Consider the following 26,140-nt stretch of genomic DNA (forward strand, 5'->3'; position numbering starts at 1 on the left):
TTCTCGGTGGTGTTGCGGGTCGTTGTGTTGACGGGATCAGAGGGTCGTGCAGATGCTTGTGAGCACCGCGTCGTCGGCCGGATCGGGCCGGTAGTGCCACGTGAAGCGGACGTCGCATGTCGGGCACCGATAGGTCGGTCCGACGCTCCAGCGGGCGTCTGAGCGGATCCGCGCAGCCTTGGCGCAGCTCTTGCAGAACTCGATCTGATCGGCGTCGTGGTGAGTGGTCGGTGCGGTCATGGTGGTGCCTCGATTCATTCGGATGTTGTTCGTGGATTCGATGGGCAGGCACCGCTGCCTGCCTGAGGCGTCAGCAGGCAGCGGCCAGAGGGTCACGTCATGACGCAGCCCCCTCGGTTTCGGCTCGACACAGTGGGGCCACAGCTACCCCGTATCGCGCAGCTTGGCTCCACTGGAGCGCTTCGAGAAACATCGACTTCCGTTTATGCAGGTCAGAGGGCTGTGTTTCAGTTGAGCCAACAGTCACGCCAACAGTGACGCCAAGGCGTGACTCTGCGTAGCAGTGAAGCCAGGAACAGACACGGCATTCCCGCTGGTCAAGCCCAGTAGCGCCAGTGACGCCCAGTGAGGCCACGTTTTGAGACACGGGTCGACGGCCCGACTGTGCGGTGCTCACTTCGCAGCCATCGATGGGTCACCGAGAGGGTCGAGCTGCGTACCCGGCAGAGCCCACGATGTCGTCCGAGGAAACCCCTCGGAGGTCGACACCACGCCGATGACTTTCGACGCTCGAACCAACGTGCGTTCGGTGATGCCCGCCTTTTTCGCCGCGTCATCCTTCGCCGTCTTGCTCGGCACGCTGCCGGTGCTGAGGTAGTCCGTCAGCCATGCGACGGCCTCGGTGGTGGCCGAGGAGTCGTCACCGTCGCCGTGGAATGTCTCGGCTATCAGCTCCCGCGACGACTTCCCCGCCGACCCGGCGTAGGCGAGCAGCGGCACCATTCCGTCGTCCTCGTCGGTCGGTGGGAAGTGCTGCACCGCCGTGATGCGGAACCGTGACGCCTCTCGTGTCCGGGCGATGTTCGACTTCTCCGGGCCAACGATCATGCACTCGGCGTTCTCCGGGTCGGCTTGGGCGAACAGGGTCATGCGGGCTTTCTTACGGAGTTCCGCTGTGGCTCCGTACTTGTCGCGTGCGTTGGCTGTGGCGACTCGATTGGTGTGGGTCAGCAGCAACACAGCTGCACCCTTGGTCGTCGCCAGTTCCTTCCACGGGTGGAGGGCTTGCCGTGCTTGCTGCGGATCACGGACTGACAGGCCCGCGGGCACGGTGTCGAGCCAGGCGTCGACCACGATCAGTGCGGGCGTGACGGCCGCGTTTTCCAGTAGGTCCATGTGGTCCGGGAAGGTCGGTGACCCGCTGCCGTCCGCCTCGGTGGCGATGACGTGAACGTGATCGAGGTCGACGCCTGCCACTTCGAGCCGGGGCCGCACGGTGTCGCTCCACCCGTCCTCGGTGGCGACGACGATGACGTCGGCAGGATCACGGGCCGGAATCCCGTACTCGGGTGCTGGCTTGCCGGTGGTGACGTGTCGGGCAAGCCAGACCCAGAGCAACGACTTCCCGACGCCCTCGTCGCCGACGAGCAACGTCACCGCAGCTTTGGGGACGAACCCGGTTGCCAACCACTCGCGTTGCTGCGACGGGTGCAGGTCGGCAGCGGCCCACAGGCGTGGTCGTTCTTCTACCACACGCTGTTTGCTCCGTCGCTTGGCTGAGTTCGCCACCGAGACAGCTATGTGCGGATCGGTCAGGCCGTGGTCCGTGCAGAACGCTGCGACATCGCCCACGGTCGGGGTGAAACCCGGCGCAGCTGTGCTCAGTGCCGTGACTGGCATCGCCTCGGCTTCCCCGAAAGTTTCGGCCAAGGCCAGACCGTTCACCGTGCAGTAGGCGACATACGCGGTGTATCCCTCGGAACCCAGGACCGACTCCAGGCGGGCGTCGGAGATCACCACTGGGTCGGGCACTCCAAGTGACTCACGATGCGCACTGACTGCGCGCCGGGCGTCGAGTCCGTGAACAACGGAAGCCAGGCGTTGCAGCCGTTTATCCTCTTCGCGCCTGTGCTTCTCGGTCGCTCGCACATTGCTGGCAGCGAACGGGTCTGTCACCGTGGTGCTCAACGGGTCCACCGCGATACGATGGTCTCGGTTCGGATGGCTACGTGGAAGTTGCCGTTGCCCTGGTCGTCTTGTCGCGACCAGGGTTTCCGCGTTTCTGGGGCGTGCATTGGCTTCCTGCTCTCGATTGTCGGAGTGGTCGCCGTGGATGGTTGTGTTAAGTCAGTGAAACTTGTTCGAGCGCTGGTGATTACGCCGGATCAGGCCCCGCCCGCGGCGATTGGTCGCAGTAGCGCATCGACGTCGGCAACCTTGATGCGAATAGCCGAGCGGGTCGTCGCGCCCAGCCGGTAGGCCGGGAGCTGCCCGTCAGCGATACGCGCTCGGATCATGTCGGTGGATACCCCGAGGCGTTCAGCGGCATCGGCAACACTCAGCAGTGGTTTGTCGGCGGTGTTCGTTCGGGTCGGCATTGGTGCGTCCCTTTCCATTTTGATGGGTTGGTGTGTGGAACGCTAGACCAGCATCGAGCGCTTGTCCACGTGCTAATCCATTGCAACACAACAGATTACACGCGATAGCGGGTACTTTCGGCTACCCTCCGCAGGCTCAATGAACGCATATCGAACGCATGAAAAAGGGCCGTCCCGGTGATCCCAGGACGGCCCTCGTGAGGTGACCGGTTACTGCGCAGCCAGCGCCGATAGTTTGTCAGCGACCAGCTCAGCGCGGCCCGAGGCGGTGTGCTGGTATCGCATCGCGGCCGACGATGTGACGTGCCCGAGTCGGTCCATGACTTCCTTCGTGGTCGCTCCCGTGTGCGCGGCCATCACGCCACCGAAGTGGCGGAGGTCGTGCACGTGCAGATCGTCGCGGCCCAGCTTCGCCTTGGCGGCGTCGAACTGTCGGCGGTAGGTCCACTCGCGCATGTGGCCACCTGTCGGATCAGGAAACAGGAGATCGTCACGGCCGGGTCCGACGTGCTCGGTCAGGTGGCGCTCGATCTCGGGTCGCAGGTGCGGCGGGATCGTCACCTTGCGGATCGACTCTTTCGTTTTCGGTGGTCCGACGACGAACTCGCGGTCGCGGTAGGTGACGCCGCGCGTGATGCTCAGGACCGCATTGTTGGCCAGCAGATCCTTGCGGCGCAGCTCGAACGTCTCACCACGGCGCAGCCCGCACCACGCCGAAAGCAGGACGCTCAGCTTTAGCTCGTCGGGCATTGCGTCGGCCAGCCGGACCAGTTCCGCTGGAGTCAGCACGTCGATCTCTCGGCGGTGCTTCACCTGACCCGCGCCCTTGATACGAGCAGGGGAGCGGTCGAGCAGCTCGTCGTCCACGGCACTGTTGAACACCGCTGTGACGACGCCGTAGGCCCGTGCATTCCGAGTGGCGAACTGTGTGCCGAGGCCGTGGTGCCATGCCCGGACGTCGGCGGTCGTGATCTCGGTCAGCACGAGCCCGCCCAGGACGGGCAGGATCAAGCTGTCGAGCAGGTAGCGGTAGTTCTCCCGTGTCCGGGGTCGGATCGAGCGGTGCTCCAGCCAGGATGCGGCGTAGTCCGCGAATGTCGCAGCTCTCACCGCTTTCTGCTTCGCGGCCTCCCGCGGCGGCGTCCACGTGCCCAGCTCGATCTTCTTCCGCTCGGTGGCAAGCCAACCCTCGGCGTAGTCCTTCGCATCGAACGTCGTAGGTGCTCGATGCGTGGTGAGTCCGTCGGGACCGGTGTACCCGGCTTGCCAGCGGCCGGACGGTAGCTGCCTGAGCTGGCCGAACGCGCGGCGGGTCCTTTTCGGCTTACGTGCCATGACCTGGGGTCCTATCGGTCGACCGTGGATGGATTCGTGCAAGTTCCGTGCAAAATAGTACCCCACCCAACCCCATCAACGCCTAGTGATTGAATAGGTTAATACCCGCATCTACGTGCAGTGTTGTCGGAATATCGCCAGCGTACGGGTCGTGCCAGATCAGCTGCACGACTGGTTCGATCCCAGCCGGGACCACAGAAAAGAAGGCCCGCACCGCCAGTCGGTGCGGGCCTTCTTTCGTTCGAGGCCGGTAACCTGAGCCGGTGAGCACCGAACAGTCGAAGCCCCGGGCCGTCGCCGACCAGGGTCCGATGGACACAGCCAAGGTGAAGCACCGGCGTTTCCGGGCGCGCATCGCCGAGAACAAGTCCCTCGATCTCGCGTACCGAATAACGGTCGGCGTGGTCGGAACAGTCGTGTTGGTGCTGGGCGTACTCGCCATTCCGTACCCGGGGCCCGGCTGGCTGATCGTGTTCGCAGGACTGGGCATCCTGGCCTCGGAATTCGCGTGGGCCAAGAGTGCGCTGCGGTTCGTCCGCAAGAGATACGACGCCTTCATGGCGTGGTTCTCGAAGCAGTCCATGTTCGTGAAGGGTCTCGGCGTGCTGTTCACCACCGTCGTCGTGCTGGCAACGCTGTGGTTGCTGGGCACGTTCGCGTTGGTCGGGGGCTGGATCGGGCTCGACTGGACGTGGCTCGAAAGCCCGATCTGACGTCACTCGTCGCGCTGAGGCCAATCGAGTGGACTGTTGCCGATAGGCTGTCGGAGGCCTTCCTGGCCAGAAGAACCGATCGAGGAGTACATCGCTGTGAGCATGCCCGTTGTCGCCGCTGTTTCGCCCGCCCGCATCATGGTGCCGGCCGGAACCACGGCAGGTACGGCGCTCCGCGACACCGGCCTGCCGAACAAGGGACCCGACGCGATCGTCGTCGTGCGCGATCCCGACGGCAAGCTCCGTGACCTGTCCTGGGCACCGGAGGACGACACCGAGGCCGAGCCCGTTCCGGCGAACACCGAGGACGGACGAAGCGTCATCAGGCACTCGGCTGCGCACGTGCTTGCGCAGGCCGTTCAAGAGCTCTTCCCCGACGCCAAGCTGGGCATCGGACCGTTCATCAAGGACGGCTTCTACTACGACTTCGACGTGAAGCAGCCATTCACTCCCGAGGATCTGACGGCACTCGAGAAGAAGATGAAGCAGATCGTCAAAGCCGGACAGCGTTTCTCGCGTCGGGTGTACGAGTCGGTGGAGCAGGCCCGCGAGGAGTTGGCGAATGAGCCGTACAAGCTCGAACTGATCGACGACAAGTCCGGCATCGACGATCCCGAGGTCATGGAGGTCGGTGGGGGAGAGCTGACCGCCTACGACAACCTCAATCCCCGGACCGGCGAGCGCATCTGGGGCGATCTGTGCCGCGGACCGCACATCCCCACCACCAAATACGTGCCCGCGTTCAAGCTCACCCGCAGTTCGGCTGCGTACTGGCGTGGCAATCAGGCCAACGCCGGACTGCAGCGCATCTACGGAACTGCGTGGGAGTCCGCCGAAGCACTCGACGCTCATCTCGAACTGCTGGCGGAGGCGGAACGTCGCGATCACCGCAAGCTCGGATCCGAGCTGGACCTGTTCAGCTTCCCCGACGAACTGGGCTCCGGTCTTCCGGTGTTCCATCCCAAGGGTGGCGTGATCCGCAACGAGCTGGAGAACTACTCGCGCCAGCGGCACATCGAAGAGGGCTACGAGTTCGTCAACACCCCGCACATCACCAAGGGCCATCTCTACGAGGTCTCCGGTCACCTCGACTGGTACCGGGACGGCATGTTCCCGGCGATGCACCTGGACGCCGAAGTCGACGAGAACGGCGACGTGCGCAAGCCCGGCCAGGATTACTACCTCAAGCCGATGAACTGCCCGATGCACAACCTGATCTTCCGTTCCCGCGGCCGCTCGTACCGCGAATTGCCGTTGCGCCTGTTCGAGTTCGGCTCGGTCTACCGCTACGAGAAGTCCGGCGTTATCCACGGTCTGACCCGCGTGCGCGGCATGACCCAGGACGACGCGCACATCTTCTGCACCCGTGAGCAGATGCGCGGCGAGCTCACCAGCACCCTCGAATTCGTTCTCGGGCTGCTCAAGGACTACGGCCTCGACGATTTCTACCTCGAACTCTCCACTCGCAACCCGGAGAAGTCGGTCGGCAGCGACGAGGTCTGGGAAGAAGCGACCAACACCCTCGCCGAGGTAGCGGCGGCGTCGGGCCTGAACCTGGTGCCCGATCCGGGTGGTGCCGCGTTCTACGGACCGAAGATCTCGGTGCAGGCCAAGGATGCTCTGGGGCGCACCTGGCAGATGTCGACCATTCAGCTCGACTTCAACCTGCCCGAACGCTTCGAGCTCGAATACACCGGCTCGGGCGGAACCAAGGAACGCCCGGTGATGATTCACCGCGCGCTGTTCGGTTCCATCGAGCGCTTCTTCGGAGTGCTCACCGAGCATTACGCGGGTGCCTTCCCGGCCTGGCTCGCACCGGTCCAGGTCGTCGGAATCCCGGTTGCCGAGGTCTACCAGGACCACTTGTTCGCGGTGGTGAACGAGCTCAAGAAGCGCGGAGTGCGCGCCGAGGTCGATGCCAGTGACGACCGGATGCAGAAGAAGATCTTCAACCAGACCGCCCAGAAGGTCCCCTTCATGCTGCTCGCCGGCGAACGGGACGTCGAAGCCGGTGCCGTGAGCTTCCGATTCCGGGACGGCACTCAGGTCAACGGCGTCCCCGTGGCACAGGCCATCACTCTCGTCACCGACTGGATCTCCCAGCGCAACAACGCATCACCGACCGCCGAGCTCGTGCAGACCGAACCCGCAGGAGTGAGCTGATCATGTCGGAACAGGACGAGTCGATCGTCGTCACCGGAGCCGGTGAGCCCGATCGGCTGCAGCGACTGTGGACACCGCACCGGATGTCCTACATCGCCGAGGCTCCCCAGGGGTCGGCGAAGTCGAACGAGCCCTTCACCGACATTCCGAAGATGAGCGACGAGGACGGTCTCGTCGTCGCACGAGGCGAGTCGGTGTACGCGGTCCTCAACCTGTACCCCTACAACCCCGGCCACGCGATGATCGTGCCGTATCGCCGCGTCGCAGCACTGGAAGACCTCACGCCCGCAGAGAGCGCCGAGTTGATGGCATTCACGCAGCAGATGATTCGCGTCATCAAGCGGGTGTCACGTCCGCACGGTTTCAACGTGGGACTCAACCTCGGCGCAGCCGCGGGCGGGTCGTTGGCCGAGCACCTGCATCAGCACATCGTGCCCCGGTGGGGCGGCGACGCGAACTTCATCACCGTGATCAGCGGCGCAAAAGTCATGCCGCAGTTGCTCCGCGACACTCGGGCCCTGCTCGCGTCGGCCTGGAACGAATGAACCACAGGCGAGAGGAGCACGCGCCGTGCTGAGCATTTTCGGCCGTGCGCCGGTCTCGAAGGTGACCGCCCCGCTCGGGCGTGCCCTCAACAGCACCGGGCTGACCCCCAACTCCGTGACGATCATCGGCACCGTCGTCACCATCACGGCCGCGGTCACGATGTACCCCGCCGGCTACCTGTGGTGGGGTTCGGTCGTCATCACCCTGTTCGTGTTGTTCGACATGCTCGACGGTGCCATGGCGCGGGCTCGGGGCGGTGGCACGAAGTACGGTGCCGTCCTCGATGCGACGTGCGATCGAGTGGCCGACGGTGCGATCTTCGGCGGCCTGGCCTGGTGGGCGGTGTACTCCGAGCAGGACAAGCTACTGCTCGTTGCCACCCTGATCTGCCTGGTCACCTCCCAGGTGATCTCCTACGCCAAGGCGCGCGCCGAGGCCAGCGGACTCTCGGCCGACGGGGGTTGGATAGAACGCCCGGATCGCTTGGTCATCGTTCTCGTCGGTGCCGGATTCACCGGCGTCGGACGGCATTTCGACATCCCGTGGCTGGACAGCGTGATCTACCCGGCGATGTGGATTCTCGCCGCCCTGAGCATCGTGACCGTGTTCCAGCGCGTTCTGGCAGTCCGTGGATCCGAGGGTGCTCGCGACATCATCGTGCCTCCGGTGGCACCGGCATCCGACGACGGCGACGTGGCCGCGTCGTGAACGTCTCGGAAAGAGCCAGCGACCTCGGGTACGCAGCCGGGTGGCGACTTGTCCGATCGCTGCCCGAGGGTGTGGCGAGAAGTCTCTTCGATCGAGGCGCGGATTTTGCGTCCACCCGAAACGGTGGACCGGACCAATTGCGCCGCAATCTCGCTCGTGTCCTCGGGACCACTCCAGCCGAGGTGCCCGACGAGCTGATACGCGACAGTGTTCGCTCCTACGCCCGGTACTGGCGTGAGGCGTTTCGGTTGCCGTCGATGGATCTGGCTGCGCAGGCCGCCGTCATCGATCGGTGCGTGAACGGCAAGGAACATCTCGAGGGTGCGCTCGCAGCCGGTAAGGGAGTGGTGCTGGCGCTGCCGCACAGCGGCAACTGGGACATGGCCGGAATGTGGCTGGTGCGCACGCACGGTGGGCTCTCGACCGTTGCCGAACGGCTGAAGCCGGAGTCCCTGTACCAGCGATTCGTCGCCTATCGGGAGAGCCTGGGCTTCGAGATCTTTCCACTCAGCGGCGGTGAGCAGCCGCCTCTTCTCGCGCTGTCCGAAAGGCTGCGCCAGAACAAGGTCGTCTGCCTGCTCGGCGAGCGAGACCTCGCCAAGCACGGAGTACCGGTCACCTTCTTCGGCGAACCGACCCGGATGCCCGCGGGCGCCGCGAAACTCGCGATCGACACCGGAGCGGCTTTGCTGCCGGTGCACGGCTATTTCGACGGCGACGGCTGGGGCTTCGACATCTCGCCCGCCGTGGACGTCTCGGCCGGAGTCGGGCCCGCCACCCAGACGTTGGCCGACCATTTCGCTGCCGGAATCCGAGCCCATCCGGCGGACTGGCACATGCTGCAACCCCTGTGGATGAGCGACTGGTCGGCCGAGCGACGCGCCCGAATCGAGGGCGCGTGAAGATCGGCATGGTGTGCCCGTACTCGTTCGACGTTCCCGGTGGAGTGCAGGCGCACGTTCAGCAGTTGGCCGAGGTATTCATCGAACGCGGACATCGCGTCAGCGTGCTGGCTCCGGCGTCGGAGGACGTCGAGTTGCCGGACTTCGTGGTGTCGGCGGGCGAGGCACTCGCCATTCCGTACAACGGATCCGTCGCGCGCCTGCGATTCGGACCGGTCACTTATTCTCGAATCCGTAAGTGGATCTCCGACAACGATTTCGACGTGCTGCACATCCACGAACCGAACGCGCCGAGCCTGTCGATGTTGGCGCTCAAGGCCGCCGACGGCCCGATCGTGGCAACCTTCCACACCTCGACGACGAAGTCCTTGGTGCTCAGCACCTTTCAGGGTGTGCTCCGTCCGTACCACGAGAAGATCAGCGGCCGAATCGCCGTGTCCGAACTCGCCCGACGCTGGCAGGTCGAGGCCCTCGGCTCCGACGCCGTCGAGATCCCCAACGGAGTCGACGTGCCCGCGTTCGCCGATGCCCCTGTGCTGGAAGGCTATCCACGCGCCGGTCGCACGGTGCTCTTCCTCGGCCGTTTCGACGAACCGCGCAAGGGAATGGCCGTCCTGCTCGGTGCCCTTCCCACGCTCGTCGAATCCCATCCCGACATCGAGATCCTCATCGTCGGGCGCGGCGACGAGGACAAGCTACGCAAGGACGCAGGCGCACTCGCGTCGCACCTGACGTTCCTGGGGCAGGTGGACGACGCGACCAAGGCATCCGCGATGCGCAGCGCCGACGTCTACTGTGCACCCAACCTCGGCGGTGAGAGCTTCGGCATCGTCCTCGTCGAGGCCATGGCCGCCGGAACTCCGGTGGTGGCGAGCGAACTCGACGCATTCCGTCGAGTTCTGCGGGACGGCACCTGCGGGCTGCTGGTCCCGATCGACGATTCCGATGCCGTTGCCGCCGCAGTGACCTCGATCCTCTCCGACGACTCCGTTCGTGCGCGCCTGGTCGACGCCGCCTCGGTGGCCGTGGCCACCTACGACTGGCCCGTCGTTGCCGAGCAAATCCTGCGCGTCTACGAAACCGTCACCCTCGGGGGCCAGAAAGTGCGGGCGGCGAACTGATGACCCTCTCGGCGCTTACGATCCTGGTACTCGGGCTGGTCGCGGTACTGATCCTCGTCGTCGGCCTGTGGGCGTACGGAACGGCGAACCGACTCGACCGCCTCCACGTGCGCACCGACCTCGCCTGGCAGGCTCTCGACGCAGCGCTCGCCCGCCGTGCCGTCGTCGCGCGAGCGGTGTCCGCTGCCACCCGAGACTCGGCCCCGTCGAGCAGAGAACTTGCCGCACTGGCCGATCGGGCCGAGCGCGTAGACCGGTCGCAGCGCGAAGAGGCCGAGAACGCGGTGTCTATGGCTCTGGCCGTCGTCGAACCGAACGCGTTGCCCCCGCAACTGGTGGCCGAACTCGCCGACGCCGAGGCCCGCGTGCTGATCGCACGGCGTTTTCACAACGATGCCGTTCGCGACACCCTGGCGCTGCGCGTCAGACGCCCGGTCCGCTGGTTGCACCTCGGCGGAACCGCGGCCCTGCCGTCGTATTTCGAGATCGCCGAGCGGTCTGCTGCCGCGGCGTTCGGCAGCGAGAACCGCGCCACTCCGAGAACGTCCGCGCGGGTGGTGCTGCTCGACGAGCGTGGCCGCGTCCTGCTGCTGCGCGGACACGATCCGACGGTTCCCGACACTTTCTTCTGGTTCACCATCGGTGGGGCAGTGGAGAAGGGCGAGTCGCTCCGCGAGGCTGCGGTGCGTGAGGTACACGAAGAGACCGGCCTGACCGTCGCCGCGGCCGATCTGCGCGGTCCGCTGTGGCGCCGGGTTGCGACGTTCCCGTTCAACGGAACCCTGATTCGCTCCGAGGAACTGTTCTTCGCGCATCGAACGCAGGAGTTCGAGCCGCAGAGCGCCGGCTTCACCGACTTCGAGCGCCGCACCGTGACCGGCCACCAGTGGTGCACCGAGGCCGACATCCGTGCGCTGAGCGCCGTCGGCGAGAACGTCTATCCCCAGGATCTGGCCGAACTGCTCGACGAGGTCAACGTGGCTCTCGCTCGACGCGGCGACCCGGACGTGCGCGCTATCCGCTAGCAATCTGGACCCTTTTCGAGCAGTCCAGCAATCGTCAAGTGGTTATGGGAAACCGCCGCGTCGAGGCCTACAGTTCTGGGCGCGACTTCGCGCCGCGCGCAATCGTCCGCTCGTGCGCGGCCGGACGTGGTCGCACGTATCAATCCGGAGCACCACGAACGGTGCCCAGAACACAGGAGTTGGCTTGAGTACCCCACACGCATCCACTACACCCGCTGGATCGGCCGAAGGCGGGTCGAGCGAGAACGGAATCGGCACCGCGCGCGTCAAGCGGGGCATGGCCGAGATGCTCAAGGGTGGCGTCATCATGGACGTGGTCACCGCCGATCAGGCCAAGATCGCCGAAGACGCCGGAGCAGTGGCCGTCATGGCACTCGAGCGCGTCCCCGCCGATATTCGCGCTCAGGGTGGGGTGTCGCGCATGAGCGATCCCGACATGATCGACAGCATCATCTCCTCGGTCAGCATCCCGGTGATGGCGAAGGCCCGCATCGGCCACTTCGTCGAAGCGCAGATCCTGCAGAGCCTCGGCGTCGACTACATCGACGAGTCCGAGGTGCTCACCCCGGCCGATTACGCCAACCACATCGACAAGTGGAACTTCACCGTTCCTTTCGTCTGTGGTGCCACCAACCTGGGTGAGGCACTGCGTCGAATCACCGAGGGCGCGGCCATGATTCGCTCCAAGGGCGAGGCCGGAACCGGCGACGTCTCGAACGCGACGACGCACATGCGCAAGATTCGCGACGAGATCCGTCGTCTCACCTCGCTTCCCGAGGACGAGCTGTACGTGGCGGCGAAAGAACTGCAGGCTCCGTACGACCTCGTCGTCGAGGTCGCCCGGGCCGGCAAACTGCCCGTCACACTGTTCACCGCCGGCGGCATCGCGACTCCCGCAGACGCAGCGATGATGATGCAGCTCGGTGCCGAGGGCGTGTTCGTCGGATCGGGAATCTTCAAGTCCGGCAACCCCAAGGAGCGCGCCGAGGCGATCGTCAAGGCCACGACGTTCTTCGACGACCCCGACGTGCTCGCCAAGGTCTCGCGCGGTCTCGGCGAGGCCATGGTCGGAATCAACGTCGACGATCTCCCCGTCGGACACCGTCTCGCCGAACGTGGCTGGTGACAGTTTTACGTCAGTTGCGTTCGAGTGCCGGGCGGTCCGGATGGTCCCATCGGACCAGAAAATCCGGCCGCTCGGCCGAGGGGTCCAGGCTGTCGTAGTAGTCGATCAGTGGGGCGCACGTCCACTGATCGGCGGCGCTGGTTCTGCGGCGTAAAGCGCTCGCGGACAGGCGTAGATGCACCGACAGGTCGGCGTTCAATCCCCGTCCGAGCAGCATGGGTCCCGCGATCAGGACGATCTGATTCGCTGCCGCCGAGGCGCTGCGGGCCCGAGCCGAACGGTCGGCGGCCTCATCCCACAGTCGCGGTAGAAAGTGACCTCCGCCACCGGGCCGCAGTGGGACGATGACTTCTCGAACGAGGGCGTCGTAGTCGAACCACAGTGTGCGATAGCTCAATTCGTCGGTGCGCGAGTACTCGAATCGAATCGATGCAGGTCGGACGTAGTCGTGCAGGTCGACGACGGCAGCCGGACGGCCCCGTGAGCGGGCGTGTTCGGCTGTGCGCGAGGCGAAGTCGACCGGCCGCGCGGCATCCGCGCCGTCGATCACGATGATCGAGCGCGCCCCGTCCTGGCACGAATCGACGATCGACTCCACCAGAAGATCGGGAAATATCGGCACCGGTTGACCCACACCGACCATCTTGCCTGGTCCGTCCATTGTTAGCCTGAGCCGTTGTCACAGAAAGGTGGACACCAGCCATGGCCAGCATCGAGGACATTCTCGAATTGGAGCGGATCGAGAACGACATCTATCGGGGACGGACTTTCCCGAGTCGGCTGCCCCGTACGTTCGGCGGTCAGGTAGCGGGCCAGGCGCTCGTCGCGGCGGTGCGCACAGTGGCACCCGAGTTTCGTGTGCACTCGCTGCACGGCTACTTCCTGCGTCCGGGAAATCCGAACGAACCGGCCGTGTTCATGGTCGACCGGATTCGCGACGGACGCTCGTTCTGCACTCGCCGCGTCACCGGAATTCAGCACGGCAAGGCGATCTTCACGATGTCTGCCTCGTTCCACGGCGACGACGACGGCATTTCGCATCAGGACGTCATGCCCGAGGTCGTGGGGCCGGACAGCCTGCCCGATCCCACCACCCTCGCCGAGTACGACCACTCGTACTACAAGGAGTGGTCGGAATGGGACATCCGTCTCATTCCTGATGACCAGACCGTCAAGCATCCCAGTTTCGCTGCGCAGCAACGTGTGTGGTTCCGCTACCGAGACACGTTGCCCGACGATCAGGTGTTCCACGTCTGCGCACTCGCCTACATGAGCGACATGACGCTGCTCGGATCGGCCAAGGTGCCACACCCGGACGCCGTCACGCAGACGGCCTCGCTCGATCACGCGCTGTGGTTCCTTCGTCCCTTCCGGGCAGACGAATGGTTGCTCTACGACCAGACGTCGCCCTCGGCCGATTTCGGGCGCGCACTGACCCAGGGGCGAATCTTCGACACGTCCGGACGGCTGGTTGCCGCAGTGGTGCAGGAAGGTCTCATGCGGTACGAGCGGGACCCCGACGCGCCCCATGTCGATCCCTTCGGGCGCAAGTGAACGCTCCGACCATCGGAGTTCTCGCACTGCAGGGCGACGTTCGCGAACATCTGGCGGCGCTCGAGTCGAGCGGCGCGCGCGGTGTCACGGTGCGTCGGCCCGCCGAGCTCGCGCAGATCGACGGACTGATCATCCCCGGCGGGGAATCGACGACCATGAGTAACCTGCTCGCCGTGTTCGATCTCCTCGAACCGTTGCGCGCCCGGTTGGCCGACGGGCTGCCCGCCTACGGTTCGTGCGCGGGCATGATCCTGCTGGCGTCCGAGATTCTCGACACCAGGCCCGACGCCCGGCACCTCGATTCCCTCGACATCACCGTGCGACGCAACGCTTTCGGCCGTCAGGTCGATTCCTTCGAGACCGACCTCGACGTCATCGGCATCGACGGTGGGCCGGTGCGGGCGGTGTTCATCCGCGCGCCCTGGGTGGAGCGGGTGGGCGAGCACGTCGAGGTGCTCGCCACCGTGCCGCACGGACCGGCCGCCGGACGCGTGGTGGCCGTTCGTCAGAACTCCGTTCTCGCGACGAGTTTTCACCCCGAGGTCACCGGCGACGATCGAGTGCACGCACTCTTCGTCGACATGGTGCGAGGCCGCTAGAACCTTCGACGGTCGGTCGGTGCCGAGCGCCGAACCGGGCGAGTAAAGTCGACAACACTGATTTCGAGCAGGAAGGGGCCCTATCGCATGAGCGGCCACTCAAAATGGGCCACCACCAAGCACAAGAAGGCGGTGATCGACGCCCGACGCGGCAAGTCTTTCGCCAAGCTCATTAAGAACATCGAGGTGGCGGCCCGCACGGGTGGCGGTGACCCCACCGGCAACCCGACCCTCTTCGACGCCATTCAGAAGGCGAAGAAGACCTCGGTTCCGATCGACAACATCGAGCGGGCACGTAAGCGCGGAGCGGGCGAAGAGACCGGTGGAGCCGACTGGCAAACCATCATGTACGAGGGCTACGGACCCAACGGTGTCGCCATTCTCATCGAGTGCCTCACCGACAACCGCAACCGCGCCGCAGGCGAGGTGCGTGTCGCGATGACTCGCAACGGCGGAAACATGGCCGACCCGGGTTCGGTGTCCTACCTGTTCTCGCGCAAGGGTGTGGTGACCCTCGAGAAGAACGGTCAGAGCGAGGACGACGTTCTGATGGCCGTTCTCGAAGCCGGTGCCGAGGAAGTCAACGACAACGGTGACACCCTCGAGATCGTCAGCGAGCCGACCGACCTCATCGCCGTGCGCACCGCGTTGCAGGAAGCCGGAATCGACTATGACTCGGCCGAGGCGAGCTTCCAGGCGTCGGTGAACGTTCCGGTCGATGCCGACGGTGCACGTAAGGTGTTCAAGCTCATCGATGCACTCGAAGACAGTGACGACGTCCAGAACGTGTGGTCCAACGTCGACCTTTCCGACGAGGTCATGGCGGAGCTCGACGCAGAGGACTGAGCCTGGCGCACCCGACGAGGTGATCGACAGGGTGTCGTATCCCTGATCCGACGGTAGGCTCCGCTACGCTATCGAACAACAGTTCGTAAGCGGAAGGTGTGGTGGCGTGCGGGTGATGGGTGTCGACCCCGGTCTCACCAGGTGTGGGCTCAGTCTGATCGAGGGTGGCGTGGGCCGAACGGTGGTCGCGCTCGATGTCGATGTGGTGCGGACGCCCGCGGACATGGATCTCGCGCAGCGTCTGCTGAGGATTTCCGAGGCCGCGGAGTACTGGCTCGATACGCACAAGCCCTCGGTGGTCGCGATCGAGCGAGTCTTCGCCCAACACAATGTGCGGACGGCGATGGGCACGGCCCAGGCCGGTGGCGTCATCGCCCTCGCGGCGGCCAGGCGCGGCGTCGACGTCTGCTTCCACACTCCCAGCGAGGTCAAGGCTGCAGTCACGGGCAACGGCTCGGCCGACAAGGCTCAGGTGACCGCCATGGTCATGCGCATTCTCGGGCTGCAGACCGCACCGACTCCCGCGGACGCGGCCGACGCTCTGGCCCTCGGCATCTGTCACTGCTGGCGAGCGCCCATGATCGCCCGGATGGCGAAGGCCGAAGCGATGGCCGCCGAACAGAAACGCAAGTACGACGCGCGTCTGGCCGAGGAGCGCAAGGCTCGCGCTGTCGTGGCACGCAGGATCGAGAAGATGGCCAAGAAGGAGGCGGGCGCACGATGATCGCGTCGATCAGGGGTTCGGTGTTCGACATCGCGCTCGATCACGCCGTGCTCGAGGCGGCGGGCGTCGGGTACCGGGTCAACGCCACTCCGGCGACGTTGGCCACGCTGCACCGGGGGAGCGAAGCGACCCTCTTGACGACCATGATCGTGCGTGAGGATTCGCAGACGCTGTACGGGTTCCCCGACAAGGAGTCGCGTGAGCTCTTCGAGTTGCTCCTCACCGTGACCGGCGTCGGCCCGCGAATCGCCATGGCAACTCTCGCCGTGCACGAGCCCGATGCGCTGCGAACTGCGTTGGCGGACAGTGATATCGGAGCTCTGACCAGGGTGCCCGGTATCGGGAAGCGCGGCGCGGAGAGAATGGTCGTCGAGCTGCGCGACAAGGTCGACGCGGTGGTCGGACGAGCCGGAAGCTCGGCCGTGCCGGGATCCGGTGCGGGCAATTCGATGCGAGACCAGATCGTCGAAGCGCTGATCGGTCTCGGATTCCCCACGAAGCAGGCCGAGGAAGCAACCGACGCGGTGCTCGCTCAGCAGCCGGAGGCCACGACGTCGACCGCGTTGAGGTCGGCGCTGGCGTACCTCGGCAAGTCCAGGTAGGCCCGGGTGACCGAGGACGACCAGTTCGCCGAATCCCAGGTCGGTGCGGACGCGATGTCCGACGACTTGGACGTCGAAACGAGTCTGCGTCCGAAGAACCTCACCGATTTCATCGGCCAACCTCGCGTGCGGGAGCAGCTCCAGCTCGTGTTGTCGGGTGCCAAGATGCGCGGCGGCACCCCCGATCACATCCTTATGTCCGGGCCGCCGGGCCTCGGCAAGACCAGTATGGCGATGATCATCGCCGCAGAGCTGGGAACCTCGCTACGGCTCACGTCGGGTCCGGCGCTCGAGCGGGCAGGTGATCTGGCGGCGATGCTCAGCAACCTGGTCGAAGGGGACGTGCTGTTCATCGACGAGATCCATCGCATCGCCCGTCCGGCCGAGGAGATGCTGTACCTGGCGATGGAGGATTTTCGGGTCGACGTCATCGTCGGCAAGGGGCCGGGAGCGACGTCGATTCCACTCGAGGTCGCGCCGTTCACCCTCGTCGGCGCCACCACCAGGTCGGGTGCGCTGACCGGACCGTTGCGCGATCGGTTCGGATTCGTGGCGCACATGGATTTCTACGAGCCCAGCGAGCTCGAACGAATACTGATGCGGTCGGCAGGGATTCTGGGCGTACGGATCGACCGGGACGGCTGCGCAGAGATCGCCGGGCGCTCGCGCGGCACCCCCCGAATCGCGAACCGATTGCTCCGTCGAGTCCGCGACTACGCAGACGTGCGTGGCGACGGCACCGTCACCCAGGACACCGCGAAGGCCGCGCTGGTGGTCTACGACGTCGATAAACTCGGGCTCGACCGACTCGACCGCGCAGTACTGAGCGCGCTCATCCGAAGCTTCGGCGGGGGACCGGTGGGTGTATCGACACTGGCCGTCGCCGTCGGCGAGGAACCGTCGACGGTCGAGGAAGTGTGCGAGCCGTTCCTGGTGCGTGCCGGAATGATCGCCCGTACCCCCCGCGGGCGCGTCGCGACCGCTGCTGCGTGGCAACACCTCGGTCTGACGCCGCCGCCGGACCTCGCAGTGGGTGGAATTTCGGTCCGATCCTCGGAGGTCCAGCAGGGATTATTCGAATGAATCGGGCACAACGGGACACGAACGGACCGGACCGGTTCCAGGTAATGGCACACTGGGTAGCTGCGAGGCCCGCACCGGCGACGTTCTCGCACGAGACAATGACGTATTTCGAACCCGACTTCGAGGACTGACCTTCCGATGGATTTGCTGTTTCCGCTGCTGATCGTGGCCCTTCTGGTACCGCTGTTTCTCAATGCGCGTCGACAGAAGAAGGTGTTGGCCAAGACCACGGAAATGCAGGACTCGCTGAAGATCGGCGACGAGGTCGTCACCACCGCAGGCCTGTATGCCCGCGTCGTCCTGGTCGAGGACGACACGATCGACCTGGAGATCGCCGACGGCGTCATCACCACCTGGTCGCGTGCGGTCGTACGTGAGGTGTTGCCCGACGACACCGAGTTCGACGACACCGACATCGACGCGACCACCGAGGCGGACCTCGCGGCCCTCGGCTCGAACGACACCGCGGGACCGTCCCTGAGCAAGGCAGACGCGAGCCGGCCGGACGAGACGATCGAGCAGACGTCGAAGAGGCTCGAAAAAGAGTGAGCACGATGTGAACGAACCGCTGTCGGAGACAGTATCCGGCAGCGGTTTTCTCTGCGGTGACCGATGTGGTGCACAATCGCACCGCTCACTGCTGACACAGCGGGCCGCCAGGCCCTGCAGGAACCGACACTTTCCATCGCCTCAGAGGAGAAACACACACCGTGGCACCTTCCAGCGGACCGGTGCAACCCGCCCGCTATCTCGCCGTTTTTGCGGTGCTGATGGCAGCGGTGTACGCCATGGTCTTCTTCACCGGAGACAAAGACCCCTCGCCGAAGTTGGGAATCGACCTGCAGGGCGGCACGCGCGTGACACTCACCGCGCGGACCCCCGACGGCAATGCACCGACGCAGGACAGCTTGAAGCAGGCGCAGCAGATCATCGAGACCCGCGTCAACGGTCTCGGTGTCTCCGGCTCCGAGGTGGTCATCGACGGTGACAACCTCGTCATCACGGTGCCCGGCGACGACAGCTCCCAGGCGCGCACCCTCGGGCAGACCGCGCGACTGTTCATCCGGCCCGTCGTTGGATCCGTTGCTCCGTCGACGGGCGAGGGTGCTGGCACGCAGCAGACCCCGGTCGACCCGGCCGCGCCGGTCGATCCTGCGGCACCGGTCGATCCTGCGGCACCGGCAGACCCTGCTGCGCCCGTAGATCCGGCCACTCCGCAGAACCGTGTGTTCCCGGCGCAGGATCCGTCTGCGGTCGATCCGACGCCTGCTCCTGCGACCGACGCACCCGCTACCGACGAACCCGCGACAGACGATCCCGCCGCGGATGCTTCGCTGTCCGACGCGGATCGCGCTGCCCAGGAGATCGCCGACGCCAAGACGCTTCGGCAGAGCGAGGACCCGCAGGTCCAGCAGCTCGCGATGCAGTCCCTCGACTGCAACGCAGCAGACCCGCTCGCCGGTAACGACGATCCGGCGCTGCCCCTCGTGGCGTGCTCGACCGACGGAACGGCCGTCTACCTGCTCGGTCCCACGATCATCGACGGTCAGCAGATATCCGACGCCACCTCCGGCTTCGACAGTCAGCAGGCCCAGTTCCAGGTCAGCCTGACGTTCGACTCGGAAGGCTCGAACACCTGGGCTCAGTTCACCGCGGCCAATCTGCAGAAGCAGGCGGCGTTCGTGCTGGACTCGAAGGTGATCAGTGCACCGGTCATTCAGGGGGCCACCCCAGCGGGCAGCGCCACCTCGATCACCGGCAACTTCAACAACCAGACCGCGTCCGAGCTCGCCAACACCCTCAAGTACGGCTCTTTGCCGCTCTCCTTCGTGTCCTCCGAGGCCGAGACGGTGTCGGCAACACTGGGATTGGCCTCGCTCGAAGCAGGTCTGCTCGCCGGTGCCATCGGACTGGCGCTGGTGTTGGTCTACTGCCTGCTCTACTACCGTGCCCTCGGGCTGCTCACTGCGCTGTCGTTGGCGCTGGCCGGTCTCGTGGTCTACGGAATCATCGTTCTGTTGGGCCGATGGATCAGCTTCACACTCGACCTCGCAGGCATCGCAGGCCTGATCATCGGTATCGGTATGACCGCGGACTCGTTCGTGGTGTTCTTCGAGCGCATCAAGGACGAGATCAGGGAGGGCCGCAGCTTCCGATCGGCGGTTCCTCGCGGTTGGGCACGCGCCCGCAAGACGATCCTGTCGGGCAATGCGGTGAGCTTCATCGCTGCCGCAGTGCTCTACGTGTTGGCGGTCGGTCAGGTCCGCGGCTTCGCGTTCACCCTCGGACTGACGACGATCCTGGACATCATCGTCGTGGTGCTGGTGACATGGCCGCTGGTGTACCTGGCATCGAAATCCACGTTCTGGTCCAAGCCGTCCGTCAACGGACTCGGTGCCGTCCAGCAGATCGCGCTCGAACGCAAGCGCGCAGCCAACAAGGCACTCGCCGTCAAGACCGGCACTGCGCCGTCGAAGGAGGCATGACATGTCGGACACGACCACGTCGACCCCATCGCCCCTCGACGATTCGGGTGTCGATCAATCCACCCAGCCGAAGCACAGCTGGCTGTCCAGGTTGTACACCGGTACCGGTGCCTTCGACATCGTCGGTCGTCGCCGGTTCTACTACATCCTCACCGGCGTCATCGTGCTGGTGTGCCTGCTGAGCTTCCTCGTTCGCGGCTTCACCCTCGGTATCGACTTCGAGGGCGGAACCCGGATCGCGCTGCCCGCGGCCGACAACATCACCACCGAGCAGGTCGAGACCGTGTACGACGACGCGCTCGGCATGCCGCCGGTGTCGGTACAGACCGTCGGTGCGGGTGCCGCAGCAACGGTGCAGATTCGCTCCGAAGCTCTCGACCCCGCCGAAGTGGACACCCTTCGCCAGGCGTTGTTCGAGGCATTCCAGCCGCAGGACAACTCGGGTACCGCGACCCCCAACGCCATCAGCGTGTCGGACGTCAGCGAGACCTGGGGCAGCCAGATCACCCAGAAAGCTCTGATCGCGCTCGTAGTCTTCCTGGTCATCGTCAGCATCTACATCGCTGTCCGATACGAGCGAGACATGGCGTTGGCGGCGCTGGCCGCCTTGGGATTCGACCTCCTGGTGACCGCAGGCGTGTACTCGCTCGTCGGATTCGAGGTGACGCCGGCAACCGTGATCGGCCTGCTGACAATCCTCGGTTTCTCGCTGTACGACTCGGTGGTGGTGTTCGACAAGGTCGAGGAGAACACCCGCGGCATCCTGAACCTGCATCGCAAGACGTACGCCGAACAGGCGAACCTGGCCGTCAACCAGACCCTGATGCGCTCGATCAACACCACCGTGATCGGTGTCCTCCCGGTGATCGCACTCATGATCATCGCGGTATGGCTACTCGGAGTGGGCACGCTGAAGGATCTGGCTCTGGTGCAGTTGGTCGGCATGATCGTCGGTGCCTACTCGTCGATCTTCTTCGCCACTCCGTTGCTGGTGACGCTCAAGGAGAAGTGGGGCCCCGTCGCAGTCCATACCCGCAAGGTCCACTCCAAGCGCGCCGAAGCGGCAGCCCGCGCAGCCGGCCTCGCTCCGGAGCCGGTTGCCGTCGGTGTGGCCGCCCCGAAGGCGTCGGCTCCGCAGCCGGGCAACCGCCCCACCGGGAAACGAAACAAGAAGCGTCGGTAGAACCACCCTCGACAGGGACGGAGAGTGCACGTGAAACGACGGTGGAGCGCGGCACTGGTGGCAGCGAGTGTCGGCGCAGTGTCCATCACTGCGTGTTCGTCGCCCGAGGACAAGGTGCCCTCGATCGGCTACTCGTTCAACAACGTGGTGAACACGTACAACGCCAGAACCGTCGACGGCGCGGCGTCGGGAGCCCGGCAGGCGTTCACTCGGGTGCAGGTGGGCTTCAGCTACCTCGGGCCCGAGGGAGACGCGTTGTCGGACAACGACATCGGAACAGCCACGGTGGTTCCCGGTGACACGCTGACCGTGCAGTACTCCATCGCCCCGGCCGCGACGTACTCCGACGGTGCGCCGATGGCCTGCGACGACCTGGTGTTGGCCTGGGCGGCGAACAGCGGAAGGTTCGCCACCGACCGCCCCCTGTTCGACGCGGCGTCGACGGCCGGGTACTCCGACATCGAGCGCATCGATTGTGTTCCTGGGGCCAAGGAAGCCACGGTCGTCTTCGCGTCCGGCCGCAGCTACCAGAACTGGCGCGCCCTGTTCGGTGCCACCGACCTGCTACCGGCACACGTCGCGGCTCGGGCCGCGGGCGTGCCGAACGTCGTCGATCCCATCCTGGGCGAGGACGACGACGTGGTGAGCCGCATCGCCGACTTCTGGAACACCGGATGGACCCTGACACCGGGCTCGATCGACCTCTCGCTACTGCCCTCGGCCGGCCCGTACCGGGTCGAGTCCTACTCCGCCGAGGACGGTCTCGTGCTCGTGGCGAACGACGCCTGGTGGGGAAACCCGCCCGAGACCGCGCAGGTGGTCGTCTGGCCCAAGGGCACCGACCTGACGGCGAAGGCTGCGGACGGCTCGCTGGACGTGATCGACCACGGGGCCGGTGCCGTCGATCTCGGGACCCCCGAGGGATTCACGACCACCGAGCAACCGTCGCGAGGCGTCGAGCAATTGACGTTCGCAACCCAGGGGGTGTTGGCCGACGCGAGTGCACGTCGAGCAGTGGCCGCGTGCATCCCGAGATCGGATCTGTTCGACACGTTGGGTCACCCCGGTTTCGAGGCGGCTGCGGCGGGCCTCGGCTCGGGCCTCGTCGACTCTCGTCTCGTCCAGCCCGACACACTCGAGTACCCATCGGTCGCAGCGGTGGTGGGTGATCGATACCAGCGTTCGGACCTGGACCAGGCGGGCCGAGAACTGGAGGCCGCAGGCGTGGACGCACTGACCGTTCGTGTCGGCTACCGGGGACCGGACGCGCGCCGCGCCCAGGTGGTGAGTCGCATGGCTGCCGATTGCGCGGCCGCAGGCATCACCGTCGAGGACGCGAGCTCACCGGACTTCACACCGTCCGCCCTGCGGGCCGGGGCGGTCGATGCCGTCCTCGGTAGCAGTGGATCGCTTCCCGGACCGTCGGGTTCGGCTGCCGCGGTCACCGCACGGTATTCGTTGCGGACGGGCATCGGTCTGAACGTCGGCGGATACAGCAACGGCAGGATCGACTCCATCGTCGATCAGTTGGCGGTGACCGACGATCCCGAGCGCATTCTGGCGCTGGCCACCGAGGGCGAGAACATCCTGTGGAACGACATGCCGTCGCTTCCCCTGTACAACGAGCCGCGTACGACTGTCGTCAGTGACGGCATGCAGGACGTGGTGCCCAACCCGACGGCCGCTGGTGCCGGATGGAACATGGATCGGTGGGTGCTTCTTCGATGAACGACGCAGGCGGTGCAGTGGGTGCTGCCGCTGCCGTGACCAGGCTGACGCGGTGGGTCGACGACTTCCCCGTCCCCGGTGTGCGCTTCGGCGATCTGACACCGGTGTTCGCGGACGGGCCGGCGTTACGCAGTGTCGTGTCGGAGCTGGCGCAAGGGTTCGAGGACGTCGACCTGGTGGCGGGTATCGACGCACGGGGATTCCTGCTGGGGGCCGGAGTTGCCCTCGAACTCGGGTGCGGTGTGCTCGCGGTGCGCAAGGCGGGAAAGCTTCCGCCTCCGGTGCATTCACGGTCGTACGATCTCGAGTACGGAACCGCCGAACTGCAGATCCCGACTGCGATCGACGTGGCCGGACGACGAGTTCTGGTGGTCGACGACGTGCTGGCGACCGGCGGTACCGTCGATGCGACGGCTCGGTTGTTGGCCGAGCAGGGCGCGGTGATCGCCGGTGCTGCTGTGGTTCTCGAGATCGCCGTTCTGGGTGGGCGCGACAAGTGCAGTGGCTACCCGCTCGGCTGCCTGGTTCGAGTATGAGGACTAAAGTCTCTTTCACAATGCGTTGATGTTCCGGCGTCAGCGCGGAACGTGTGGCAGGAGGTGATGAGAGTGACCCGTTACATCGATCAGCCCTTGCCCGATCGGCCTGCCGTCCCCGAGCGGCCCGCAGTTGCCGATCAGACCGGCGTTACCGATCGGACCGGTGGACTCGTCACGACCGACGAGGCCGCGTCCGGTGATGCCGGCCCGGCCGTCGACACTCCGGTTTCCCGCGATCCGGTGGCGTCCGATTCGCAGGCGCCGTCGGGGACCCGTAACTCGGCACCTGTCCCCACTTCGGCGTCGCGGCGGGTGCGAGCACGTCTGGCGCGCCGCATCACCGCTGGACGCAGCGCCGCGGTCAAGCCGGTGCTCGAGCCACTGGTAAGCCTGCACCGCGAGCTCTATCCCAAGGCCGACCTGGCGTTGCTGCAGCGGGCCTACGACGTGGCGGACGAGCTGCATGCGTCGCAGATGCGCAAGTCCGGGGACCCCTACATCACGCATCCGCTCGCCGTGGCCAACATTCTGGCCGAGTTGGGGATGGACACGACCACTCTGGTTGCGGCGCTGCTGCACGACACAGTCGAGGACACCGGATATTCGCTCGCCAAGTTGACCGAGGAATTCGGCGACGAGGTGTCTCATCTCGTGGACGGAGTGACCAAGCTCGACAAGGTCGTGCTCGGAACCGCGGCCGAGGGCGAGACGATCCGCAAGATGATCATCGCGATGGCGCGAGATCCACGGGTGTTGGTGATCAAGGTCGCCGACCGGTTGCACAACATGCGCACCATGCGGTTCCTGCCTCCGGAGAAGCAGGCGCGCAAAGCCAAGGAGACGCTGGAAGTCATTGCGCCGCTTGCTCATCGGCTCGGGATGGCGACGGTCAAGTGGGAGCTCGAAGACCTGGCGTTCGCGATTCTTCATCCCAAGAAGTACGACGAGATCGTGCGTCTCGTCGCCGATCGTGCGCCGTCCCGCGACACCTACCTCGAAAAGGTTCGGGCCGAGATCAACGCGACACTCGCCGCGTCGCGAATCAGTGCCGTCGTCGAGGGTCGCCCGAAGCACTACTGGTCGATCTACCAGAAGATGATCGTCAAGGGCCGCGACTTCGACGACATCCACGACCTCGTCGGCGTCCGCATTCTGTGCGACGAGATCCGTGACTGCTATGCCGCTGTCGGCGTGGTCCATTCGTTGTGGCAGCCGATGGCGGGCCGTTTCAAGGACTACATCGCGCAGCCGCGTTACGGGGTCTACCAGTCGCTGCACACCACGGTGATCGGCCCCGAGGGCAAGCCCCTCGAAGTGCAGATCCGCACTCGCGACATGCACCGCACAGCCGAGTTCGGCATCGCTGCGCACTGGCGTTACAAGGAGACCAAGGGCAAGCATTCGCAGGACAATGCCGAGGTCGACGACATGGCGTGGATGCGTCAGCTTCTCGACTGGCAGCGAGAAGCCGCCGATCCGGGGGAGTTCCTCGAGTCGCTGCGCTACGACCTCGCGGTCAAGGAGATCTTCGTCTTCACCCCCAAGGGTGATGTCGTCACCCTGCCTGCCGGATCGTGTCCGGTCGACTTCGCGTACGCGGTGCACACCGAGGTGGGGCATCGCTGTATCGGCGCGCGGGTCAACGGTCGACTCGTCGCACTGGAACGGACTCTCGACAACGGTGAAGTGGTCGAGGTGTTCACCTCGAAAGCCGCCACTGCCGGTCCCAGTCGGGACTGGCAAGGGTTCGTCGCCTCCCCGAGAGCCAAGACCAAGATTCGCCAGTGGTTCGCCAAGGAGCGGCGCGAGGAAGCCCTGGAGGCAGGCAAGGACGGCATCGCCAAGGAGGTTCGTCGAGGCGGACTTCCCTTGCAGCGCTTGATGAATGCCGAGTCCATGTCGGCGATCGCGCACGAACTACGGTACGTCGACGTCTCCGCGCTCTACACCGCGGTCGGCGAGAATCATGTGTCCGCCCGCCACGTGGTGCAGCGACTGGTCGCCCATCTCGGTGGCGTCGGCGATGTCGAGGAGGAGCTCGCCGAGCGGTCGACACCGTCGACGATCCCGACTCGACCCCGTCAGGTCGGCGACGCGGGAGTGCTGGTCACCGGTGCCGAGGGTGTTGTCGCGAAACTGGCGAAGTGCTGCACTCCGGTGCCGGGAGACGAGATCCTCGGATTCGTCACCCGTGGTGGATCGGTGAGTGTCCACCGCACCGACTGCACCAACGCACGCTCGCTCGAAGAGCAGTCCGAACGGTTCATCGAAGTTCAGTGGGCACCGTCGGCGTCCTCGGTGTTCCTGGTCGCCATTCAGATCGAGGCACTCGACCGTCACCGGCTGCTCTCCGACGTCACCAAGGCGCTCGCCGACGAGAAGGTCAATATTCTCTCGGCGTCCGTCGCGACGTCGGGCGACCGGGTTGCGATCAGCAAGTTCACGTTCGAGATGGGCGACCCGAAGCACCTCGGGCATGTGCTGAACGTCGTGCGCAACGTCGAGGGAGTGTACGACGTGTACCGCTTGACGTCTGCGGCCTGAGCGGCAGTCCACGGAAGCAACGAGAGGGTGAGCAGACACTCTGCTCACCCTCTCG

At 65.4% G+C, this 26,140-nt stretch carries 25 protein-coding genes; 20 read left to right on the forward strand and 5 right to left on the reverse strand.

Annotated elements, in window-relative coordinates; translation table 11 throughout:
• Positions 1 to 36: 36 nt before the first annotated feature.
• From CH271_RS17455 to CH271_RS17470, 4 genes are all read right to left on the reverse strand, one after another.
• Positions 37 to 240, reverse strand: coding sequence for a hypothetical protein (locus tag CH271_RS17455; protein WP_143546067.1), 204 nt, complete (start codon positions 238 to 240; stop codon positions 37 to 39).
• A gap of 393 nt (positions 241 to 633) precedes the next feature.
• Positions 634 to 1,992, reverse strand: coding sequence for an AAA family ATPase (locus CH271_RS17460; RefSeq protein ID WP_256986434.1), 1,359 nt, complete (start codon positions 1,990 to 1,992; stop codon positions 634 to 636).
• Between the two features lie 353 nt (positions 1,993 to 2,345).
• On the reverse strand, positions 2,346 to 2,558 hold the full coding sequence (locus CH271_RS17465; protein ID WP_094634333.1) for a helix-turn-helix domain-containing protein: 213 nt from the start codon (positions 2,556 to 2,558) through the stop codon (positions 2,346 to 2,348).
• 210 nt (positions 2,559 to 2,768) lie between these two features.
• Positions 2,769 to 3,893: a tyrosine-type recombinase/integrase gene (locus CH271_RS17470; protein WP_094634334.1), complete on the reverse strand. Its 1,125-nt coding sequence runs from the start codon at positions 3,891 to 3,893 to the stop codon at positions 2,769 to 2,771.
• Positions 3,894 to 4,204: 311 nt separating this feature from the next.
• Here CH271_RS17470 and CH271_RS17475 point away from each other — a divergent pair, with 311 nt between their 5' ends.
• From CH271_RS17475 to pdxS, 8 genes are all read left to right on the forward strand, one after another.
• Positions 4,205 to 4,606: a TIGR02611 family protein gene (locus CH271_RS17475; RefSeq protein ID WP_037190070.1), complete on the forward strand. Its 402-nt coding sequence runs from the start codon at positions 4,205 to 4,207 to the stop codon at positions 4,604 to 4,606.
• A gap of 102 nt (positions 4,607 to 4,708) precedes the next feature.
• Complete coding sequence (thrS, locus tag CH271_RS17480) at positions 4,709 to 6,769, forward strand: threonine--tRNA ligase (protein ID WP_094634335.1); 2,061 nt, start codon at positions 4,709 to 4,711, stop codon at positions 6,767 to 6,769.
• Positions 6,770 to 6,771: 2 nt separating this feature from the next.
• Positions 6,772 to 7,314 (forward strand): HIT family protein, encoded by a 543-nt coding sequence (locus CH271_RS17485; RefSeq protein WP_037189437.1) that lies wholly within the window; start codon positions 6,772 to 6,774, stop codon positions 7,312 to 7,314.
• 25 nt (positions 7,315 to 7,339) lie between these two features.
• Positions 7,340 to 8,023: a phosphatidylinositol phosphate synthase gene (pgsA, locus tag CH271_RS17490; protein WP_037189436.1), complete on the forward strand. Its 684-nt coding sequence runs from the start codon at positions 7,340 to 7,342 to the stop codon at positions 8,021 to 8,023.
• Entirely contained in the window at positions 8,020 to 8,925 is a 906-nt protein-coding gene (locus tag CH271_RS17495) for a phosphatidylinositol mannoside acyltransferase (RefSeq protein WP_094634336.1), read from the forward strand. Before pgsA ends, CH271_RS17495 begins: the two co-directional genes overlap by 4 nt.
• Entirely contained in the window at positions 8,922 to 10,046 is a 1,125-nt protein-coding gene (locus CH271_RS17500) for a glycosyltransferase family 4 protein (RefSeq protein ID WP_094634337.1), read from the forward strand. The genes CH271_RS17495 and CH271_RS17500 overlap by 4 nt, the downstream gene beginning before the upstream one ends.
• Entirely contained in the window at positions 10,046 to 11,071 is a 1,026-nt protein-coding gene (locus CH271_RS17505; protein WP_037189433.1) for an NUDIX hydrolase, read from the forward strand. Before CH271_RS17500 ends, CH271_RS17505 begins: the two co-directional genes overlap by 1 nt.
• A 184-nt stretch (positions 11,072 to 11,255) precedes the next feature.
• Positions 11,256 to 12,197 (forward strand): pyridoxal 5'-phosphate synthase lyase subunit PdxS, encoded by a 942-nt coding sequence (gene pdxS, locus CH271_RS17510; protein ID WP_082323586.1) that lies wholly within the window; start codon positions 11,256 to 11,258, stop codon positions 12,195 to 12,197.
• A gap of 10 nt (positions 12,198 to 12,207) precedes the next feature.
• On the opposite strand, the gene CH271_RS17515 is transcribed toward pdxS, so the two are convergent.
• Positions 12,208 to 12,858, reverse strand: coding sequence for a hypothetical protein (locus CH271_RS17515; RefSeq protein WP_230596215.1), 651 nt, complete (start codon positions 12,856 to 12,858; stop codon positions 12,208 to 12,210).
• Between the two features lie 41 nt (positions 12,859 to 12,899).
• Between CH271_RS17515 and CH271_RS17520 the strand changes: the two genes are divergently transcribed.
• The 12 genes from CH271_RS17520 to CH271_RS17575 all read left to right on the forward strand — a co-directional run bounded on the left by CH271_RS17520 (position 12,900) and on the right by CH271_RS17575 (position 26,085).
• Positions 12,900 to 13,751, forward strand: a complete 852-nt coding sequence (locus CH271_RS17520) for an acyl-CoA thioesterase (RefSeq protein ID WP_037189431.1) — start codon at positions 12,900 to 12,902, stop codon at positions 13,749 to 13,751.
• Positions 13,748 to 14,350 (forward strand): pyridoxal 5'-phosphate synthase glutaminase subunit PdxT, encoded by a 603-nt coding sequence (gene pdxT, locus CH271_RS17525; RefSeq protein WP_094634338.1) that lies wholly within the window; start codon positions 13,748 to 13,750, stop codon positions 14,348 to 14,350. Before CH271_RS17520 ends, pdxT begins: the two co-directional genes overlap by 4 nt.
• Before the next feature lie 87 nt (positions 14,351 to 14,437).
• Positions 14,438 to 15,196, forward strand: coding sequence for a YebC/PmpR family DNA-binding transcriptional regulator (locus CH271_RS17530; RefSeq protein ID WP_037189429.1), 759 nt, complete (start codon positions 14,438 to 14,440; stop codon positions 15,194 to 15,196).
• 106 nt (positions 15,197 to 15,302) lie between these two features.
• The gene (gene ruvC, locus CH271_RS17535) at positions 15,303 to 15,920 is read left to right on the forward strand and encodes a crossover junction endodeoxyribonuclease RuvC (protein ID WP_037189428.1); all 618 of its coding nucleotides are present in this window, start codon (positions 15,303 to 15,305) and stop codon (positions 15,918 to 15,920) included.
• On the forward strand, positions 15,917 to 16,522 hold the full coding sequence (gene ruvA / locus CH271_RS17540) for a Holliday junction branch migration protein RuvA (protein WP_094634339.1): 606 nt from the start codon (positions 15,917 to 15,919) through the stop codon (positions 16,520 to 16,522). Before ruvC ends, ruvA begins: the two co-directional genes overlap by 4 nt.
• Before the next feature lie 54 nt (positions 16,523 to 16,576).
• The gene (gene ruvB / locus CH271_RS17545; protein WP_179274687.1) at positions 16,577 to 17,605 is read left to right on the forward strand and encodes a Holliday junction branch migration DNA helicase RuvB; all 1,029 of its coding nucleotides are present in this window, start codon (positions 16,577 to 16,579) and stop codon (positions 17,603 to 17,605) included.
• A 138-nt stretch (positions 17,606 to 17,743) separates the two neighbouring features.
• Positions 17,744 to 18,154 carry a preprotein translocase subunit YajC gene (gene yajC, locus CH271_RS17550; RefSeq protein WP_094634341.1) on the forward strand — a complete coding sequence of 137 codons (411 nt, stop codon included), beginning with the start codon at positions 17,744 to 17,746 and terminating at the stop codon, positions 18,152 to 18,154.
• A gap of 161 nt (positions 18,155 to 18,315) precedes the next feature.
• Positions 18,316 to 20,091 (forward strand): protein translocase subunit SecD, encoded by a 1,776-nt coding sequence (gene secD / locus CH271_RS17555; protein WP_179274662.1) that lies wholly within the window; start codon positions 18,316 to 18,318, stop codon positions 20,089 to 20,091.
• Between the two features lies 1 nt (position 20,092).
• Positions 20,093 to 21,274 (forward strand): protein translocase subunit SecF, encoded by a 1,182-nt coding sequence (gene secF, locus CH271_RS17560; protein WP_037189423.1) that lies wholly within the window; start codon positions 20,093 to 20,095, stop codon positions 21,272 to 21,274.
• A 24-nt stretch (positions 21,275 to 21,298) separates the two neighbouring features.
• Positions 21,299 to 23,002 carry an ABC transporter substrate-binding protein gene (locus CH271_RS17565; protein ID WP_094634342.1) on the forward strand — a complete coding sequence of 568 codons (1,704 nt, stop codon included), beginning with the start codon at positions 21,299 to 21,301 and terminating at the stop codon, positions 23,000 to 23,002.
• Complete coding sequence (locus CH271_RS17570; protein WP_037189421.1) at positions 22,999 to 23,538, forward strand: adenine phosphoribosyltransferase; 540 nt, start codon at positions 22,999 to 23,001, stop codon at positions 23,536 to 23,538. The genes CH271_RS17565 and CH271_RS17570 overlap by 4 nt, the downstream gene beginning before the upstream one ends.
• A 72-nt stretch (positions 23,539 to 23,610) precedes the next feature.
• A complete protein-coding gene (locus CH271_RS17575) occupies positions 23,611 to 26,085 on the forward strand; it encodes a RelA/SpoT family protein (RefSeq protein ID WP_094634576.1) in 2,475 nt (824 codons plus the stop codon).
• Positions 26,086 to 26,140: the final 55 nt, after the last annotated feature.

Source organism: Rhodococcus sp. 05-340-2, from assembly GCF_002258915.1.
Taxonomy (GTDB): domain Bacteria; phylum Actinomycetota; class Actinomycetes; order Mycobacteriales; family Mycobacteriaceae; genus Rhodococcoides.

Excerpts from the sequence above, each read along its gene's own strand:
- thrS (WP_094634335.1), top strand. The coding sequence starts at position 4,709 with ATGCCCGTTGTCGCCGCTGTTTCGCCCGCCCGCATCATGGTGCCGGCC.
- CH271_RS17485 (WP_037189437.1), top strand. The coding sequence starts at position 6,772 with ATGTCGGAACAGGACGAGTCGATCGTCGTCACCGGAGCCGGTGAGCCC.
- CH271_RS17515 (WP_230596215.1), bottom strand. The coding sequence starts at position 12,858 with ATGGACGGACCAGGCAAGATGGTCGGTGTGGGTCAACCGGTGCCGATA.
- ruvA (WP_094634339.1), top strand. The coding sequence starts at position 15,917 with ATGATCGCGTCGATCAGGGGTTCGGTGTTCGACATCGCGCTCGATCAC.
- CH271_RS17520 (WP_037189431.1), top strand. The coding sequence starts at position 12,900 with ATGGCCAGCATCGAGGACATTCTCGAATTGGAGCGGATCGAGAACGAC.
- CH271_RS17455 (WP_143546067.1), bottom strand. The coding sequence starts at position 240 with ATGACCGCACCGACCACTCACCACGACGCCGATCAGATCGAGTTCTGC.
- CH271_RS17505 (WP_037189433.1), top strand. The coding sequence starts at position 10,046 with ATGACCCTCTCGGCGCTTACGATCCTGGTACTCGGGCTGGTCGCGGTA.
- ruvB (WP_179274687.1), top strand. The coding sequence starts at position 16,577 with ATGTCCGACGACTTGGACGTCGAAACGAGTCTGCGTCCGAAGAACCTC.
- CH271_RS17570 (WP_037189421.1), top strand. The coding sequence starts at position 22,999 with ATGAACGACGCAGGCGGTGCAGTGGGTGCTGCCGCTGCCGTGACCAGG.
- CH271_RS17475 (WP_037190070.1), top strand. The coding sequence starts at position 4,205 with ATGGACACAGCCAAGGTGAAGCACCGGCGTTTCCGGGCGCGCATCGCC.
- CH271_RS17530 (WP_037189429.1), top strand. The coding sequence starts at position 14,438 with ATGAGCGGCCACTCAAAATGGGCCACCACCAAGCACAAGAAGGCGGTG.
- yajC (WP_094634341.1), top strand. The coding sequence starts at position 17,744 with ATGGATTTGCTGTTTCCGCTGCTGATCGTGGCCCTTCTGGTACCGCTG.
- secF (WP_037189423.1), top strand. The coding sequence starts at position 20,093 with ATGTCGGACACGACCACGTCGACCCCATCGCCCCTCGACGATTCGGGT.
- CH271_RS17465 (WP_094634333.1), bottom strand. The coding sequence starts at position 2,558 with ATGCCGACCCGAACGAACACCGCCGACAAACCACTGCTGAGTGTTGCC.
- CH271_RS17470 (WP_094634334.1), bottom strand. The coding sequence starts at position 3,893 with ATGGCACGTAAGCCGAAAAGGACCCGCCGCGCGTTCGGCCAGCTCAGG.